Below are 17,345 nucleotides of genomic sequence, written 5' to 3'. Positions count from 1 at the left end.
CTCGCGGCGGGGCCGGTCGCGCGGCTGGTCACGCTGTTCGCGGGGTTCCCGCGGGGCGCGAGGTTCGCGCTGTTGGTCGCGAGGTTCGCGTTGTTCACGGGGCTCGCGCTGTTCACGCTGCTCCCGGCGCGGCTGCTGTTGCTGGACGTGCGGCTGCGGCGCTTCGTCCATGGACGGCTGCTGCGAGAAACCATTGTCCTCGCCGTCGCTATTGTCCATGTCGTCCTGATCCTGAACGTTGCCGTCCCGATCCTGATACTCACCGCGATTGTCGTGCTGGAACCGATCCTGCATCTGCGCCTGTGCGGCGGCAATGATGCGGTTATAGTGTTCGGCGTGCTGGAGATAGTTCTCCGCCATCACGCGATCGCCTGAGCTTTGGGCGTCGCGGCCGAGCTGGCTATATTTTTCGGCGATATGCTGGGCGGTCCCGCGGATCTTCACGTCCGGGCCGGAGCTATCGTAGGTACGGCTGAGAGGATTGCCGCCCTTGCGGTTGAAGTTGTTATTTCCACCACCGCCGCCGCCGCCATTATTGTTATTGTTGTTACTGCCGCGACCTCGACCGCGTTTGTTCTGCTGTCCTGGCCTCATCTATCGTTCACCAATTCTCTGTCTTCGCTGATAAGGGGCCACGCGGTCTGTCGGACAGAGCCGAACAAGACTTCGCGTGCCGCGCACAGGCCGATCAAAGCGTCCTGCCGCTTGTGAAAGTCAAATTAACTGATTCACGCACCGGGAATTGTTCAACCTTCGCAACTCTTCGAAAAGAGAAGGATCAAAGGGTTGCCCTGTAACCCGAACGAATCGCTGTTCATTCCCAGCCGTCCCAGTGCGTATTTGCAAGCTATCCCGCTTCCTCCGGGAATCCAAGCCTTTTCTTTTGCCTGCAAAATCAAGGATGATTCACGGTAAATACGAGAACTCGATCATTGTCGCCGTAGTCGCGTAGCGCCTCCACCAGCGTAAAGCCGGCGACGCGGAAAATCGCGGTCACGGTTTCCTTTTGATCGAACCCGATCTCGACGCCGATAACGCCGTCCTTTTCGAGGAAATCTCCTGCACTCGCTGCAATCGCGCGATAGGCTTCGAGCCCATCCGGACCTCCATCTAGCGCTGTCAGCGGATCGAAATCCCGGACTTCCGGGTCCAATGCGGGGATAACATCGCTACATATATAAGGCGGATTTGACACGATTATGTCGAACCGGCCAGAAATTGCGTCGAACCAATCGCTGCGGATCGCTTGAAATCTTTCGGACATTCCCAGCCGCGCCGCATTCCGCGACGCCGTTTGCAGGGCGTCCTCCGAAATATCGCTGCCGATCCCCTGAGCTTGCGGGCTTTCTTTCAGCAGTGCCAAAACGATTGCGCCGGTTCCGGTTCCAAGATCGAGAATACGTGCCGAACCCTTGCCTGCGACAATCTGCCTCACATGGGCGAGCATCGAATCTACCAGGATTTCGGTGTCCGGGCGTGGCTCCAGCGTTTCCTTCGAAATCAGGAGCTCCATGCCGTGGAATTCACGTAACCCTAATATGCGGTGCACCGGCTCCCGTTTCAAGCGCCGCTCGACTGCTTTCTCGACCAGTGACAGTTCCTCGTCCGTCAGGACACGGTCGCCGCCGGTAAAAACTTCCGTCGACGAAAGGCCGAGCAGACCGCCGATCAGCAGCCGCGCCTCAATCGCCGCATCCGACAGGCCCGCCGCCGAAAACCGCGATCTGGCATCCGCGACAGCCGCTCCGAGCGTCGTCATCCGTGTTGCTCGCCGAGCTGCGCCAGCTGGCCGGCCTGGTAGTCGGCAATCAGTGCATCGACCACTTCGTCGATATCGCCTTCCATCATCCGGTCGAGTTTGTAGAGCGTCAGGTTGATGCGGTGGTCGGTCAACCGCCCCTGGGGGAAATTGTAGGTACGGATGCGCTCGGAGCGGTCGCCCGAACCGACCTGGCTCTTGCGGTCTGCGGAGCGTTCACTGTCCGCCTTCTGGCGCTCCATGTCGTAGAGACGGGTGCGTAGCACCTGCATCGCCTTGGCGCGGTTCTGGTGCTGCGATTTTTCCGAACTGGTCACCACGATGCCGCTCGGCATATGGGTGATCCGTACGGCGGAGTCCGTGGTGTTGACGTGCTGGCCGCCGGCGCCCGACGAACGCATCGTATCGATGCGGATGTCTTCCGGCCGGATTTCGATATCGATCTCTTCGGCTTCCGGCATCACCGCCACGGTCGCGGCCGAGGTGTGGATGCGGCCGCTCGCTTCCGTATCGGGTACGCGCTGCACCCGGTGCACGCCGGATTCGAACTTCAGCTTCGAAAACACGCCGCGTCCGGTGACGGTCGCGATGATTTCCTTGTAGCCGCCCGCCTCGCCTTCGCTTGCCGACAGGACCTCGACCTTCCAGCCCTTGGTGGCGGCATAACGCTCGTACATGCGGAACAGGTCGCCGGCAAAAAGTGCTGCCTCGTTGCCGCCGGTGCCGGCGCGGATTTCGAGGATCGCGCTCCTCTCGTCGGCCGCATCCTTGGGCAGAAGCAGGACCTGCATGTCCTTTTCCAGCGCCTCAAGCCGTTCCTCGGCGTCCGGCAACTCCATTTCGGCGAGTTCGTGCATCTCGCGGTCGGTGCCCTTGTCGGTCAGCATCGCGCGCAGATCGGCCACCTCGGCGATCGATTTTTCGTATTCGCGGATCTTGCGTACCACCGGCTGCAGTTCGGAATATTCCGACGCCAGCTTGACATAGACGTCGGCAGCCGGGCCTTCCGACATGCGCGCCTCAATCTCGCCGAACCGGCGTTCCAGCTCGCGCATCTTTTCGACAGGAAGCTTCGCCACCCACTAACTCCGTTTATTCTTTTTATCCGCTAGACGGGGATATTGTTGGCCTCGGCGAACCGCAGAAGCAGCGCGCGGATCGGCTCCGGCGACCTTATATCATCGAGTGCCGCGTTCAATTCAGCGGACAACTTGTCGATGTCAAGCCCGAGCAGCATCGCCTTGACCGGTCCGATCGAGGTCGGGGACATGGAAACCGAACGGAAACCGATGCCCAGCAGAGCCATGGCGGAGAGCGGCTTGCCCGCCATCTCGCCGCACAGCGTCACCACCGTCTTGTTGCGTTCGCCGGCCCGCGCGATATCGCGCAGAATGCGCAGGAACGGCTTGCCTAGATTGTCGAAACGATCGGAAACCCGGGCGTTGCCGCGGTCGGCTGCCATGGTGAACTGGAACAGGTCGTTGGAGCCGACCGAGACGAAGTCCACTTCCGCCATCAGTTCGTCGAGCTGCCACATCAGCGCCGGCACTTCGAGCATGGCCCCGAACTGCAGCTTGCGCGGCAGGCTGTGGCCGAATTTCGAAAGGTGCTGCACTTCCTTCTGCATCAGTTCGCGCACCGCGTGGATTTCCGAGACCTCGGTCACCATCGGCAACATCATCTTGAGCTCGGCGCCGGCGGAAGCCCTGAGCAGCGCCCGAAGCTGCGTGCGCAGAAGTCCGGGCCGGTCCAGCGACAGGCGGATCGCCCGCCAGCCGAGCGCCGGGTTTTCCTCTTCCTGGGCGCGGAAATAGGAGACGACCTTGTCGCCGCCGATATCGAGGGTCCGGAACGTCACGGGCCGCCCGGCCGCCTGCTTGATGACGTTGCGGTAAAAGCTCTCCTGCTCCTCGAGCTTCGGCATGGTCGAGGCGATCATGAACTGCAGCTCGGTGCGGAAGAGGCCGATGCCGTCGGCGCCGGACTCGGCAAGCTGCGGCAGATCGACAAGCAGGCCGGCGTTCATCTGCAGGCTGATGCGCTTGCCGTCCTTGGTGACCGGCTCGACGTCCCTCAGCGCTCTGAACTGTTCCTGCCGGCGGGCCCGCAGGCGTACCTTTTCCTCGTAGGCCTTCTGCAGGTCGAGAACCGGCCGCAGATGAATCTGGCCGTCGTCGCCGTCGATGATGATCGGATCGCCGTTTTCGGCAAGCGCCACGACACCTGCCGCCTGGCCGACGACCGGAATGCCCATGGCGCGTGCGACGATCACCACATGGCTGGTCACCGCTCCGTCTTCCAGCACGAGGCCGCGCAGGCTGGCGCGGGGATAGTCGAGCAGTTCGGCCGCCCCCATGGCGCGGGCGAGAATGATCGCGTCCACCGGGAAACCTTCGTCGAAGGCGCGGCCGGAAAAACCCGTCAGCTGACGCAGAAGCCGGTTGGCCAGATCGTCGAAATCATGCATCCGCTCGCGCAGATAAGAATCGGTCAGGCGCATCATCCGCGCCTTGGTATCGCTCTGGACCTTTTCGACCGCCGCTTCCGCCGTCAGCCCGTTGTGGATCGCCTCTTCCATGCGGCGGACCCAGCCCTGGTCGTGGGCAAACATCCGGTAGGTTTCGAGCACCTCGCGATGCTCGCCCTCCTGGGAGACTTCGCGGCGCGACAGCATATCGTCGATGGAGATGCGCAAGGAGCCGAGCGCTTCCGCCAGCCGCGTGACTTCCTTCTCCGCGTCCTCGTTGAGAAGATTGGTAACGACGATGCGCGGCTCGTGCAGCACCACGTGGCCAAGGCCGATGCCTTCGTTGTAGGCGTCGGCGTCGATCGTGATGGCCCGGGTGAGGTCAAGCTCCAGGCCCGGCCTGGTGATCTTCTTGAGTTCGCCGGTGGCGATCATCTCGGCGATCACCATCGCCGTGGTTTCGAGCGCCTCGACCTCGTCCTCACGATAGTTGCGGCTGGCCTTGTTCTGGACGACGAGAACGCCAAGGGTGCGGCCGGCCCGCAGGATCGGCACGCCGAGGAAGGAATGGTAGATTTCTTCGCCGGTTTCCGGAAGGTAGCGGAACGCCGGATGCGCCTGCGCGTCGGAAAGGTTGAGCGGCTGGGCGGACGCGGCGATCGTGCCGACAAGGCCCTGGCCCATCTTCAGCTGCGACGTGTGGACCGCTTCCTTGTTGAGGCCTTCGGTCGCATAAAGTTCGAGAACGCCGTCGGAGCGGAGCACATAGACCGAGCAGACCTCGGCCACCATGTTGCTGGCGATCTGGCGAACGATCCGGTCAAGGCGCTCCTGTGGCTCGAGCGGCTCCGCCATCAACTCGCGTAGCCGCCTCAACAGAACGCGCGGACCTGCCGACAGGTCTCTCATCGGCATATGCTCTCCCGAAACGAGGTCACCCCAACCGCAGGACGGCGCCCGCCACTGCCGGCGCGTCCAAACGGTTCATTCTCAACTCTTATCGAGACCGTAAGCGGAATGCAAAGTCCGAACAGCGAGTTCCGAATAAGCACCGTCGATCAGGATCGAAATCTTGATTTCCGAGGTGGTGATCGCCTTGATGTTGATGGATTTTTCGGCAAGTGCCTTGAAAGCATGCGCGGCAACGCCCGCATGGCTGCGCATGCCAATGCCGATGACCGACACTTTCGCCAGGCCTGATTCGGTCTGGACGACGTCGAAGCCGATCTTTTCCTTGTTGTCGTCGAGCACCTTCATGGCCTTCTGCACGTCGCCTGAAGGCACCGTGAAGGTCATATCCGTGCGCGAACCGTCTTCCGACGTGTTCTGCACGATCATGTCGACATTGATATGGGCTTCGGCGAGCGGGCCGAAGATCGCGGCCGATACGCCCGGCCGGTCGGCAAGGCGCCGGAGCGAGATCTGCGCTTCATCCTTGGCATAGGCGATGCCGGTGACGACTTCCTGTTCCACGATTTCTTCCTCTGCACAAATCAGCGTTCCGGGCGGATTGTCGAAATCACCCATCCCCGGAGCATCTGGATCATCGAATGAGGAACGCACGAAGGTACGTACCTTGAATACCATGGCGAGCTCGACCGAGCGCACCTGCAGAACCTTCGAGCCGAGCGAGGCCATTTCGAGCATTTCCTCGAAGGAGACCTTCTTCATGCGCCGTGCCTGGGGCACGATACGCGGGTCGGTCGTGTAGACCCCGTCGACATCCGTATAGATGTCGCAGCGGTCGGCCTTGACCGCGGCCGCGATCGCCACCGCCGACGTATCGGAACCGCCGCGGCCGAGCGTGGCGATCCGGTTGTCGGGGCCGAGCCCCTGGAAACCGGCGACGACGGCCACCTGGCCCTCGCCCATCCGCTTGACGATCTCGGACCCGTCGATTTCCATGATCCGCGCTGCCCCATGGGCGCTGTCGGTGCGGATCGGGATCTGCCAGCCCTGCCAGGACCGGGCGTTGATGCCCATCGACTGCAGGGCGATCGCCAGAATGCCGGATGTCACCTGCTCGCCGGATGCAACGACAGCGTCATATTCGCGCGCGTCGTAAAAAGGCGAGTTGGCGCCGGAGACCTTCGGCATGTCCTGGACCCAGCCAACCAGCTCGTTGGTCTTGCCGGACATGGCGGAGACGACGACCGCGACCTCGTGCCCGGCCTCAACCTCACGTTTCACATGGCGCGCGACGTTGTGAATGCGTTCGAGATTGGCGACCGAAGTGCCGCCGAACTTCATGACGATGCGAGCCATACCGACCAAAACCACTGTTTCGCCTCAAGGATCGGGAGCCTTGGGCGCCTGCTTTCAAACCGCCCCGAAATCCCGTCGTTTGTGACAGGATCATCGAGTTGCGGGGTCTCTTATCGAAAAGGCTGAAAAGGCGCAATGGTCAGAACAGGGCCGAGCGGTACGCTTCGGCATGAGCTTGGCTTAATGCCGAGCGCAAAAAGGCCACCCGTAGGCGGCCTCTTTGATTTTTTGGGCGGGATCAGCGGTTCGGGTTGCCGGTCATCGTCACGGCCGAACCGCTGAGAGGCCGGTTGCGGTCAATCCCGATCTCTGAAGAAACGGTCGGGATATCTCTGCCAGACTGGCGGACGCGGCGGCTGCGCGTCGCCGGGGCTCCAGCTGCGATCCCGGTCCCAGCGTGGGGCTCCGTCACGATCCCAGCGCGGCGGCGGGGGCGGCGGCGGCGGAAGACGCGATTCGCGTCTCCAGTCGTAGCGGTCCCAGCGGTCGCGATCGCGGTAGAAGTCGCGGTTGCGATAGTAGCGGCCCCAATAGTTGCCGACGTCGAAGGTGACCATCGGAATGCCGAGGCCCTCGTAATAGTCGGGGGCGACATAGACGCGGTTGGAACGATAGGTCGCCTGCACGTAGTTGCCCGACACCCAGCCGCGTCCGCCGACGAAGGCGACGTCGCACCAGTTGACGCTGCTCATGCAGCCGTAGATCGTTACCGCCGCACCGGCCGGAATGACGTCGACGGCCGGATAGCCGGTGCTTGGCCCTGACCGCATGTTGACATCGGCGGTGGCAACCCCGCGCACGGCCGCATCCGCAATCGACGGCGCCGCGAACAGGGCGCAAAGTGCCGCAACGGACATCAGTATTTTCTTCACGGGCTTCCTCCTGAGAAACCAAATGGCGTTCGAACCGGGCTGACATCTGCCGGAGGGATTTCGCCGACAGATCAATGTTCGAAACAGCCGCATTGTTCCAGCAAGCCGCTGAATGGCGCATGAATACGCCGTTTGGCAGGCGTTAACCTCTGGCCGGCCCGGTCGATTGCCGCTCGGCGATGTAACAGGCGAGCTCCACCCGCCGCGCCGGGTTTGCAAATCCCGTCATGCCGTCCCTCAAAAGATCGAGCGCCACGGCGCCGAGCTCGCGCATCGGTACATGCACCGTGGTCAGCGGCGGATTGAGGAAGGCGGCCTGCGGCAGGTCGTCCATGCCCATCACCGAAACGTCGCCCGGCACGGTATAACCCACCTGCTGCACGCCCATCATCGCGCCGACCGCGAGACTGTCGCCCGCCGTCAGCACGGCGGAAAAATCGAGCCCGTTCTTCCGCAGCCGGTCGCTCACCGCCTGGGCGGCAAGCTCGGGCAGCCAGTCGTCGACCGGCACGACGAGATCCGGGGGACACGGCAATCCGTGCTGCTGGAAGGCATCCTGCCAGCCTTCGCGGCGCCGGTCGATCGTCCGCCGCCCCGGGCGCATCAGGAACAGGATGCGCTTGTGCCCGAGCCGGATCAGATAATCCGTCGCCAGATGCGCCGCCGAGCGATTGCAGGGCGTCACGCTCGACAGCCGCATCATCGGATCGTCGCCATTGATCAGCACGACCGGCTTGGCGAAACTGCGGGTTGCATCGAGCATGCCCTCGTCGTCGACGGTCAGGAACAGCAGTCCCGCGACGTCCGGATCGACCCGCGCCTCCTCCAGCACCACCTTTTCCTCCGACTGATCGGCGACGGCGCGGGTGACGATGTCGAGCCCGAGAGCCTGGGCGCGGTCCCGCAACCCTTCCAGCACATAGAGCGTGAACTGGTTGCGCACATAGTCGATCATCGCCGCGCTCGAAGCTGCCAGGATGACCTTCTTGCCGGCCACCGGCGTCGGCATCGCGTAATTGGCGTCCTTCGCCGCCTCCATGATCCGCTGGCGAATATCCGCGCGCACCCCCTTCTCGCCGGCCAATGCCCGCGAGACGGTGCTGAGCGACACGCCCACCTTTTCTGCGATATCCTCCAGCCGCACCCGCCGGCTTTTCTTGCCGCGCTTGCCCGGCACGATCGTCGCTGCCATCACATCCTCCCATCACAGATGCGCACACTGCAAAAAATTTTCAGATTGCGCAATCAATTTTCAAATGTTTTCATGAAGGCATCGCTCGGGAGAAGCGGAGTGAAATGCTGCGCGGCAAGAGCTGCAGCAAAGGGAGGAATTGAGACATGGGCCTTTCAGCCCGGGATATCCGTGAAAAGCTTGATCGCCTCGTGGCCGGCATAACCGGGCTTCGCGACGACGGTCGTTTCCACGAACCCAATCTCGACGGGACCGCCGGCGACTATATCTCTTTCGAAAGCTGGGAATGGCCGCAGGGCGTCGGTCTTTACGGTCTGATCCGTCTCTGGCTGTTCACCGGCCGCGACGACCTGAAGGCGCTGATCGAGAACTGGTATGCGTCCCGCATCGAAGCGGGTCTTCCGACGCTCAACGTCAACACCACGGCACCGATGCTCGGCCTGTCCGTCCTCTGGCGCGAAACCCGCGACCCGCGCTGGCAGCCGGTTCTCGACACCTGGGCAGACCGCGTCATGAGCGAGATGGGCCGCACCGAGGAAGGCGCCTTCGAACATCACGTCTCCGACAAGGTCAATGACGACGAACTCTGGGACGACACGCTTTATATGGTCGCCCTCTTCCTCGCCTCCTATGGCGAGGCAAGCGGCCGCCGCGAACTGATCGACGAGGCGTCAAAGCAGTTCCTCGTCCATTCCCGTTACCTCGCCGATACCAAGACCGGCCTCTGGTTCCACGGCTGGACGTTCCAGGGCCGCCATAATTTTGCGCAAGCCCGCTGGGCGCGCGGCAATGCCTGGATCACCGCCGGCATGCTCGACCTCTTCGATCTCGCTGAGGTTTCGAAGCCGGTAAAGGATTTCCTGCTCGGCGTGCTGACGGCGCAGGTCAACGCGCTGCTGCCGCTGCAGGCTGCCTCCGGTGCCTGGCGCACCCTGCTCGACGATCCGTCGTCCTACGAGGAAATTTCGGCGACCGCGGGTTTCGGCTACGGCCTGCTCAAGGGTTACCGCCTTGGCCTCGGCACGCATGAATGGCGCGCGGCCGGCCTCAAGGCCGTTGAAGCCGTGCTCGCCAATATCGATGAAACCGGCACCGTGCTCAACGTTTCCTACGGAACGCGCATGGGCCATGACCTGCAATTCTATCGGGATATCCCGATCCAGCCGACCGGCTACGGACAGGCGCTTTCGATCCTCTGCCTTTCCGAAGCCATCCGGCATGTGGAACCGGGAAACGAGGCGGCATGACGATGAAGGTTCTCTACGGGGCCGGCCCCAACGACATCAAGACCTACGACACCGCCCGCCTCCGGTCCGAATTCCTGATGGAAGACCTGTTCCAGGCCGACAGGGTGAGCTTCACCTACACCCATGTCGACCGCTTGATCGTCGGCGGCGCTGTTCCGGTATCGTCGACGCTGAGCTTCGGTTCGGGCGAAGAGATCGGCACGCCCTTCCTGCTGTCGGCCCGAGAAATGGGCATCGCCAATCTCGGCGGCACCGGCGTCGTCTCGGTCGACGGCAAGAGTTTCACCCTGGAAAACCGCGACGTGCTTTATGTCGGCCGCGGCGCCCAGGAAATCTCCGTCGCCAGCGCCTCGGCCGAAAAGCCGGCCCGGTTCTACATGAACTCCGTTCCTGCAGGCGCCGACATTCCGCACCGCCTCATCAAGCGGTCGGAATCGAAGATGCTGACATTCGGCGATCCCAAGCGCGCCAATCTGCGGAACCTGCGCATGTACATCCACCCGGAAGTCACGCCGTCCTGCCTGCTTCTGCTCGGCATCACCGACCTTGCCGACGGCAGCATCTGGAACACCATGCCGCCGCATCTGCATGAGCGCCGCATGGAAGCCTATTGCTATTTCGACCTGCCTGAAGAGGAACGGGTCATCCACCTGATGGGCCGCCCGGAAGAGACGCGCCATCTCGTGGTCAAGAACCTCGACGCGGTTCTCTCGCCCGCCTGGTCGATCCATATGGGTGCCGGCACCGCGCAATACGCCTTCGTCTGGGGCATGACCGGCGAGAACCAGGAATACAACGACGTGGCCCCCGTGGCTCTCAGCGAACTTAGATAAGTGCGGAACCGATGATGAATCCCGAAGCAAACTGGATGCGGAAAACCTTGAAGCCGGGCGAAGCCGTCCGGTACTGGCAGCTCGGCCGCATCACCGAGGAACGGTTCGACGTGCCCGATGCCCCGATGAAGGGCGAGATGGACCCGTTCTTCTTCCTGACCAAGGTCAAGAACTTCATTCCGCACGAATATCCCTGCCGCACCATCTTTGCCGAGACCTATCGCGGCAAGCGCCCGGATGTCCGCGGCGCCTTCGATGCCACCCGTTGGTGGCTGCCTTTCGGTTCACCGCGGCTTGATCTCTCCGGCTTCTGGTTCCGCCCGACCCGGCTCGCCAGCTGGACCCGCACCTATATCGACGCGGAAACCGCCGGCACGGCAAAGATCCGCCTCGGCACCTGCGGCGGCGCCGTCATCTGGGTCAACGGCACGGAAGCCGGCTGGATGGCGCCCTATAGCCGCAATCTCGAAGCCAAGCAGGAATTCGAGCTGCCGCTGGTCGCCGGCCTCAACGAGATCACGCTGTTCTTCGACGACCTCGCCGAACGTGACGCCCGTTATTTCTACCAGTTCGACTATCTCTCCGGCCCGACTGCCAGCGTCGCCCTGCCCGTCCCGGTCGCAAGCGCCGTCGCCGCAAGCCTCGAACAGGCCCTGGACACCATGTATTTCGACCGCCAGCATTATTTCGGCGGCGATATCACCCTGCTTCTTTCCGAGCCCCTGCCGGTCGAGGTGAAGGTCAATGTCGCGGTCGAAGGCGACTTCATGTCGCGCGAGCGTTTCGATTTCGACTTTACCCTTCCTGCCGGCGCCACCAGCCTCAATGTCGGCCCGTCCGAAAAGGCGCCCGCCGATTTCCGCCATTTCCGCATCACGCTGAACGCCGATGGCTTTGTCGTCTCCCGTTCGCTCGGCGTCGAGATCTGCCATGCCGAAAGCCAGGGCCAGGCTCCTGCATCGCTGAGCGATCGTATCGCCGAGACCCTGACGCAGATTTCGGAGAACTCCGAACGCGATACGGTGCGTGCCTTCGCCCGTCTCGCGAGCGGCCGTTCCGGCCCCGATACGGACGCGATGATCGAGGAAATCCTGCCCTCGATCGAAGACTGCCACGACTGCGCCGATTTCTCGCTGGTGCCGCTCATCTGGTCGCGCACCGTCTGGGGCAAGGACATCAACGAAAAGACCCGCGCGCGCATCGACGGCGCCATCCTCAACTACCGTTACTGGATGGATGAGCCGGGCAACGACGTGCAGTGGTATTTCTCCGAAAACCACGCGCTGCTCTTCCACACCTCAGCCTATCTCGGCGGCAGTCTCCTCCCAGACGCCACCTTCGCCCGCTCCGGCCGCAAAGGTTCGGAGCAGGCGAAGGTCGGCGCTGCCCGCGTCCGCGCCTGGCTCGACCATTTCGAACATTGGGAAATGGCCGAGTTCAACTCGGCCCCCTACTTCCCGATCGACCTCAAGGGCCTGACCGCGCTCGCTGCCTTGTCGCCCGACAAGGATATCGCCGACCGCGCCAAGGCCGGCATCGTCCGCCTCTGCGAAATCATCGCCCGCTCGGCCCATCACGGCATGGTCACCGCGGCGCAAGGCCGCTCCTACGAGCACACGCTCTGCGCCGGCCGCTCGCTGGAACTGTCCGGCGTCGCCCGCCTGCTCTGGGGCAAGGGCTGGTATGGCCGCCGCGTCCACTGCCTGCCGCAGATGGCCGTCTGCCTGCGCGACCACGGTCTCGAAATCCCCGCCGAGCTTGCCGCGATCGCCGATCACCGCGGCAGCCAGCACCAGGAATGGCGTTTCGCCCAGGGCGAAAACTCGTTTGCCGCGCTCTATCACTACAAGGGCGAGCATTTCGCCATGGGCTCGACGGTGCATTACCGCTGGGACGAATGGGGTTATCAGGAAACCATCCTGCACCTGCGTCTCGGGGACAAGCCGGAAGCTGCGATCTGGATCAACCATCCGGGCGAAACCATCCAGTTCGGCTATGGCCGCCCATCCTATTGGGGCGGCTGCGGCACCATCCCGCGTGCCCAGCAGTATCGCGGCCTCGCCGTCCTCGAGTTCACCACCTATGAGGAACAGCCGGATTTCACCCATGCCTGGTTCCCGAAGGCCGAGTTCGATGAAACCCATGTTTCCGGTGGTGTGGCGCTCGCCCGCTCCGGCAAGGGTGCCGTCATGCTGCGCGCGCCCTCGAAGCTGGAGGCCGTGACCGACGGTCCGTCGGCAGGGGCTGAACTGCGCCAGTACGGCCAGAAGACCCGCTGGATCGTCCGCGTCTGCGAGGCGGACAATCTGACGGCCGTCGAGTACCGCTTCAGCGGTCTCGCTCCGAGACAGGAATCCGACGGCACTATCGTTGTCGAGGACCCGGAATATGGTACCGTCCGCTTCAGGAAGGACGGCTCCGTGGAGGCCGAAGGCCGCGTGATCGCGCGGGCGGATTACACCGTAAAGGGTGAAGCGACGATGCTGCGCCCCGCATGATATAAAAAGGATTTTCAGGTTAAGGCGCACAGATGTGCGCCTTAAGGAAACCGGACGGGAGGAGGCCCCGTCCATTCAGAGGAGGAAATGAGCATGAAAACCAAATCGCTTCTGGCGGGCGCTGCGCTCGCCCTTCTCATGTCGACGGCAGCACATGCCGGCGACGTGCGGATCATGTGGTATTCGGACGGCGTCGAAGGCGATGTCATGAAGGACCTCGTTGGCCGTTTCATGAAGGAAAACCCAGGCATCAACGTCACGCTCGACAACGTTGCCTACAGCGTCATCAAGGACCAGCTGCCCGTGCAGCTCGAAGCCGGCAACGGCCCGGATATCGCCCGCGTCACGGCGATCAAGGACCTTTCCAGGCATTGGCTCGACCTGCGCCCGCTGGTCAAGGATGCCAAGTACTGGGACGATAATTTCGGCGCCCAGGCCGACTGGATGCGTCCGGACGGCTCCAAGCAGATCTCCGGCTTCATGACGCAGATCACCCTGACCGGTGGCTTTGCCAACAAGACCCTGTTCGATCAGGCCGGCGTTCCGATGCCAGGCCCGAAGGCCACCTGGGAAGAATGGGCCGCAGCTTCCAAGAAGGTCAAGGATAGCCAGAAGCTTCCGTTCGCCATGGCGATCGACCGCTCCGGCCACCGCCTCACCGCTCCGCTGCTGTCCTACGGCGCCAACTATGTCGGACCGGACGGCAAGCCGGCCCCGCTCGACAAGGGCGCCAAGGATTTCCTGACCAAGTTCGTCGGTTGGGTCGCCGAAGGTTCGTTTGCCAAGGACGTCTGGGTCTCCGCCGGCGGCTCGACCTACCGCGCCGCGGCCGAAGACTTCATCAACGGTCAGCTCGCCTTCTATTATTCCGGTTCCTGGCAGGTGGCCAACCTCGCCACCAAGATCGGCAACAGCTTCGACTGGGTCGCCACCGGCAGCCCCTGCGGCCCGGCCGCCTGCACCGGCATGCCCGGCGGCGCGGCGCTCGTCGCTGTGAAATATACGAAGAACCCGAAGGACGTCGCAGCCGTCATGGATTGGTTCGCCCAGGAGAAGATCGTCAAGGAATTCTCCGAGCGCACCCTGTTCCTGCCCGGCCACAAGGGCGTCGTCGACAAGGGCGGCCTTGACTTCAAGACCGACAACGCCTTCGCCAAGGCGGCCCTGACCAAATATGTCGAGGCATCCAAGACCACCTCCGACACCGCTCTGAAGCTGCCCGGCTGGCGCTGGTCCGACACGGTCTATGCCGCGATCGTCACCCGCGTCGGTCAGACCCTTGCCGGCGAACTGAAGCTCGACGACGCCTTTACGCGCATCGACGCCGATATCGCCCAGAAGGTCAAGGACAGCGGCCTTTGATGCCCAATTGGCGAAATTGCTCCGCCCGTCGGGCGGGACATTCTTCTCTCCCCGCACCGGGGAGAGAAATTCGGCATGAGGATACGAGGCGGCGCGGCAAGCTCCCTCTGATCTCCCCCCTTGAGGGGGAGATGTCACCGAAGGTGACAGAGGGGGGTGGCAGCGGTGCAGCGGGTGCGAGGATCTATGAGGTGCCTATGCGACACCCCCCTCTGCCCTGCCGGGCATCTCCCCCTCAAGGGGGGAGATCGGCCAGCCGCAACGCCTTTTTTCCATATGCATTGAATCGATACAGCCGAACGAACAGAACCAGGCCAAGGGGAGGAAGTCATTGAAATGAGCACGACGTCCCTTACAGACCGCCTCGGCAGCCTCCTCATGGCGCCCGTGCATCTCTTGATGCGCATCATCGACATACCGCTGCGCGCCGTCCAGAAAGCGACCGGCATCGGCGGCATGGCGACCGTTTTCCTCGCCCCGAACATGCTGATCTTCGGCATTTTCGTGCTCCTGCCCCTCGTCATCAACTTCGTCTACTCGATGACCGGCGGCACCGCCTTCTTCCTTTCCGAGCGCAATTTCGTCGGCGCCGAGCAGTATCAGCGCCTTTTCACCTGCACGAACTACCTCGATCCGATGTCCTGCCAGGAGGATGCCTTCTGGGCCGCCGTCGGCAACACGTTCTGGTTCGTCATCCTGCAGGTGGCGCTGATGATCTGCGTGTCGCTGATCACCGCACTGATCCTCAACCGTGATCTCGCCGCCCGCTCCTTCTGGCGCGCCGTATTCTTCTTCCCGGTCCTCCTGTCGCCGGTCGTCGTCGGCCTGATCTGGAAGTGGATCCTGCAACGCCAGGGCCTCTTGAATTTCGGTCTCTACCAGTTCGGCATCGAGCCGTATACCTGGCTCACCGACCGCAACTGGACCTTCATCGCCACGATCGGCGTATCGATCTGGGCGCATATGGGCCTCTACACGCTGATCCTGCTCGCCGGTCTGCAGGCGATCCCGAAGGATCTCTATGAAGCCGCCGAAATGGACGGCACCAAGCCGGCGCGCGTCTTCCGGCGCATCACGCTGCCGCTTCTCGCCCCGAACCTTCTGGTCGTCGTCGTCCTGGCGCTGATCAAGGCCGTGCAGATCTTCGACGAGGTCTATGTCCTGACCGGCGGCGGTCCCGGCACCAGCACACTCTATCTGACCCAGTATATCTACGAGACCGGCTTTGCCTCGGCGCTCCGCAATCCGGGCCTTGCCGCTGCCGCCTCTATCCTGATGGGCCTCGTGCTCGTCGTCCTGACACTGATCCAGCTCGGCATAGGCCAGCGTGGCGAAAAGAAGGGGAAACGCTGATGGGTGTAGCCTCTCGCTTCATTCTGCGCCGCCGCGGCGGCAAGAGCTGGCACTGGACGGACATCGTCACCTGGGTCTGGCTGATCGGCGGACTGATCATCATGTTCGGCCCGGCCGTCTGGCTCACCTTCTCATCGTTCAAGACGCCGGCGGCACTTGCCGAATTCCCGCCGTCGATCCTGCCCTATATCACCAGCCAGGCGACGGTGCAGGGCTACGACAAGCCGCTGCAGCTCTTCGACGCCAAGATGCCGGACGGTTCGACCAGGGTGCTGGCCGAAGTGCGCCGCATCGGTCTGGTCGCCCAGATGGTCGATCCGAAGGCGCCCGGAGAAATCGTCCGCGTCAACATCGGCGACCGGACGCCGGTCCGCTCGGTCTCGTTCGCTACGGAAAATTACACGACGCCCTTCACCCAGTTCGATTTCCTGCGCTACCTGTGGAACTCGGTCTTCGTCACGGTGACCGCGACGCTGATCACCCTGATCGTCAATTCCATGGCCGCCTTCGCGCTGTCGAAATACGAGTTCAAGGGCCGCAGCCTGGCGATGCTGATCATCCTCGCGACGCTGATGGTGCCGCTTTCGGTGATCATGGTGCCGCTCTACTCGATCATCTCGTCGCTCGGGCTGTTCAATAGTCTCTGGGGCGTCATCCTGCCGACGGTCGCGACACCGACCGGCGTGTTCATCCTGCGCCAATACATGCTGACCATCCCGGACGAACTGATCGACGCGGCGCGCATGGACAAGGCGTCGGAATGGCAGATCTACTGGCGCATCGTCCTGCCGCTGACGGCACCGGCGCTTGCGGTGCTGGCGATCTTCTCGGTGGTCTGGCGCTGGAACGACTTCCTGTGGCCGCTGATCGTCCTGTCGAGGCGCGAACTCTACACCCTGCAGGTGGGTTTGAGCATCTATTCCGGCGAATTGAACGTCCAGTGGCACTTCATCCTGGCGATGACGGTCGTGACCATGATCCCCGTCGTGCTGGTCTTCATCTTCCTGCAGCGTTTCATCACCACCGGCATTGCCGGCACCGGCCTGAAGTAAGGATCCCCGATGGGCGAGATCACACTCACCAAAATCAAGAAGTCCTTCGGCGCGGTCGACGTCCTGAAGGACATCGACCTCGAGATCAAGGACGGCGAGTTCATCGTTTTCGTCGGCCCGTCCGGCTGCGGAAAGTCGACCTTGCTGCGTACCATCGCCGGGCTTGAAAAGGTCACCGGCGGCGAGATCGAGATCGACGGCAAGCGCGTCAACGAAGTGTCCGCCGCCGACCGCGGCCTTGCCATGGTCTTCCAGTCCTATGCGCTCTATCCGCATATGAGCGTGCGCCAGAACCTCGCCTTCGGCCTTGAAAATTCCAACATGCCGAAGGCCGAAGTGGCCGAGCGCATTACCGAAGCCGCCCGCATGCTGGAGATCGAGCCCTATCTGGAACGCCGGCCCGGCCAGCTTTCCGGCGGCCAGCGCCAGCGCGTCGCGATCGGCC

General features: G+C 62.8%; 13 protein-coding genes and 1 pseudogene. 7 read left to right on the top strand and 7 right to left on the bottom strand.

Features of this window, described 5'->3' with window-relative positions:
- The 7 genes and pseudogenes from MOV63_RS28605 to MOV63_RS28575 form a co-directional block, all read right to left on the bottom strand.
- Positions 1 to 594 (bottom strand): DUF4167 domain-containing protein (locus MOV63_RS28605; RefSeq protein ID WP_247038968.1); only part of this gene is annotated, 594 nt, incomplete at its 3' end.
- 301 nt (positions 595 to 895) lie between these two features.
- Positions 896 to 1,759, bottom strand: coding sequence for a peptide chain release factor N(5)-glutamine methyltransferase (gene prmC, locus MOV63_RS28600; protein WP_247038966.1), 864 nt, complete (start codon positions 1,757 to 1,759; stop codon positions 896 to 898).
- Complete coding sequence (gene prfA, locus MOV63_RS28595) at positions 1,756 to 2,838, bottom strand: peptide chain release factor 1 (protein WP_247038963.1); 1,083 nt, start codon at positions 2,836 to 2,838, stop codon at positions 1,756 to 1,758. Before prfA ends, prmC begins: the two co-directional genes overlap by 4 nt.
- 29 nt (positions 2,839 to 2,867) lie before the next feature.
- Positions 2,868 to 5,135, bottom strand: coding sequence for a phosphoenolpyruvate--protein phosphotransferase (gene ptsP / locus MOV63_RS28590; RefSeq protein WP_247038969.1), 2,268 nt, complete (start codon positions 5,133 to 5,135; stop codon positions 2,868 to 2,870).
- Positions 5,136 to 5,216: 81 nt separating this feature from the next.
- Complete coding sequence (locus tag MOV63_RS28585; RefSeq protein WP_038540258.1) at positions 5,217 to 6,491, bottom strand: aspartate kinase; 1,275 nt, start codon at positions 6,489 to 6,491, stop codon at positions 5,217 to 5,219.
- A gap of 341 nt (positions 6,492 to 6,832) precedes the next feature.
- Positions 6,833 to 7,363: pseudogene (locus MOV63_RS28580) on the bottom strand (SH3 domain-containing protein); the annotation flags it as partial.
- A 142-nt stretch (positions 7,364 to 7,505) separates the two neighbouring features.
- On the bottom strand, positions 7,506 to 8,555 hold the full coding sequence (locus MOV63_RS28575) for a LacI family DNA-binding transcriptional regulator (protein ID WP_247038960.1): 1,050 nt from the start codon (positions 8,553 to 8,555) through the stop codon (positions 7,506 to 7,508).
- 146 nt (positions 8,556 to 8,701) lie between these two features.
- Here MOV63_RS28575 and MOV63_RS28570 point away from each other — a divergent pair, with 146 nt between their 5' ends.
- The 7 genes from MOV63_RS28570 to MOV63_RS28540 all read left to right on the top strand — a co-directional run.
- The gene (locus tag MOV63_RS28570; RefSeq protein WP_247038958.1) at positions 8,702 to 9,802 is read left to right on the top strand and encodes a glycoside hydrolase family 105 protein; all 1,101 of its coding nucleotides are present in this window, start codon (positions 8,702 to 8,704) and stop codon (positions 9,800 to 9,802) included.
- Positions 9,799 to 10,635, top strand: a complete 837-nt coding sequence (gene kduI / locus MOV63_RS28565; RefSeq protein ID WP_247038956.1) for a 5-dehydro-4-deoxy-D-glucuronate isomerase — start codon at positions 9,799 to 9,801, stop codon at positions 10,633 to 10,635. The genes MOV63_RS28570 and kduI overlap by 4 nt, the downstream gene beginning before the upstream one ends.
- A gap of 11 nt (positions 10,636 to 10,646) precedes the next feature.
- Entirely contained in the window at positions 10,647 to 13,133 is a 2,487-nt protein-coding gene (locus MOV63_RS28560; RefSeq protein ID WP_405029394.1) for a hypothetical protein, read from the top strand.
- 93 nt (positions 13,134 to 13,226) lie between these two features.
- Positions 13,227 to 14,495, top strand: coding sequence for an ABC transporter substrate-binding protein (locus MOV63_RS28555; RefSeq protein ID WP_038540246.1), 1,269 nt, complete (start codon positions 13,227 to 13,229; stop codon positions 14,493 to 14,495).
- Between the two features lie 336 nt (positions 14,496 to 14,831).
- Positions 14,832 to 15,848 carry a carbohydrate ABC transporter permease gene (locus MOV63_RS28550; protein ID WP_038540242.1) on the top strand — a complete coding sequence of 339 codons (1,017 nt, stop codon included), beginning with the start codon at positions 14,832 to 14,834 and terminating at the stop codon, positions 15,846 to 15,848.
- Entirely contained in the window at positions 15,848 to 16,900 is a 1,053-nt protein-coding gene (locus tag MOV63_RS28545; RefSeq protein WP_247038953.1) for a carbohydrate ABC transporter permease, read from the top strand. The genes MOV63_RS28550 and MOV63_RS28545 overlap by 1 nt, the downstream gene beginning before the upstream one ends.
- Positions 16,901 to 16,909: 9 nt before the next feature.
- On the top strand, positions 16,910 to 17,345 hold a 436-nt coding region (locus tag MOV63_RS28540), incomplete at its 3' end, for an ABC transporter ATP-binding protein (RefSeq protein ID WP_247038950.1).

Origin of the sequence: Neorhizobium sp. SHOUNA12A, from assembly GCF_023006505.1 — a bacterium.
Classification (GTDB): Bacteria; Pseudomonadota; Alphaproteobacteria; order Rhizobiales; family Rhizobiaceae; genus Neorhizobium.
The sequence above is the reverse complement of the archived record's forward strand: the minus strand, read 5'-3'. Positions and strand labels throughout refer to the sequence as shown.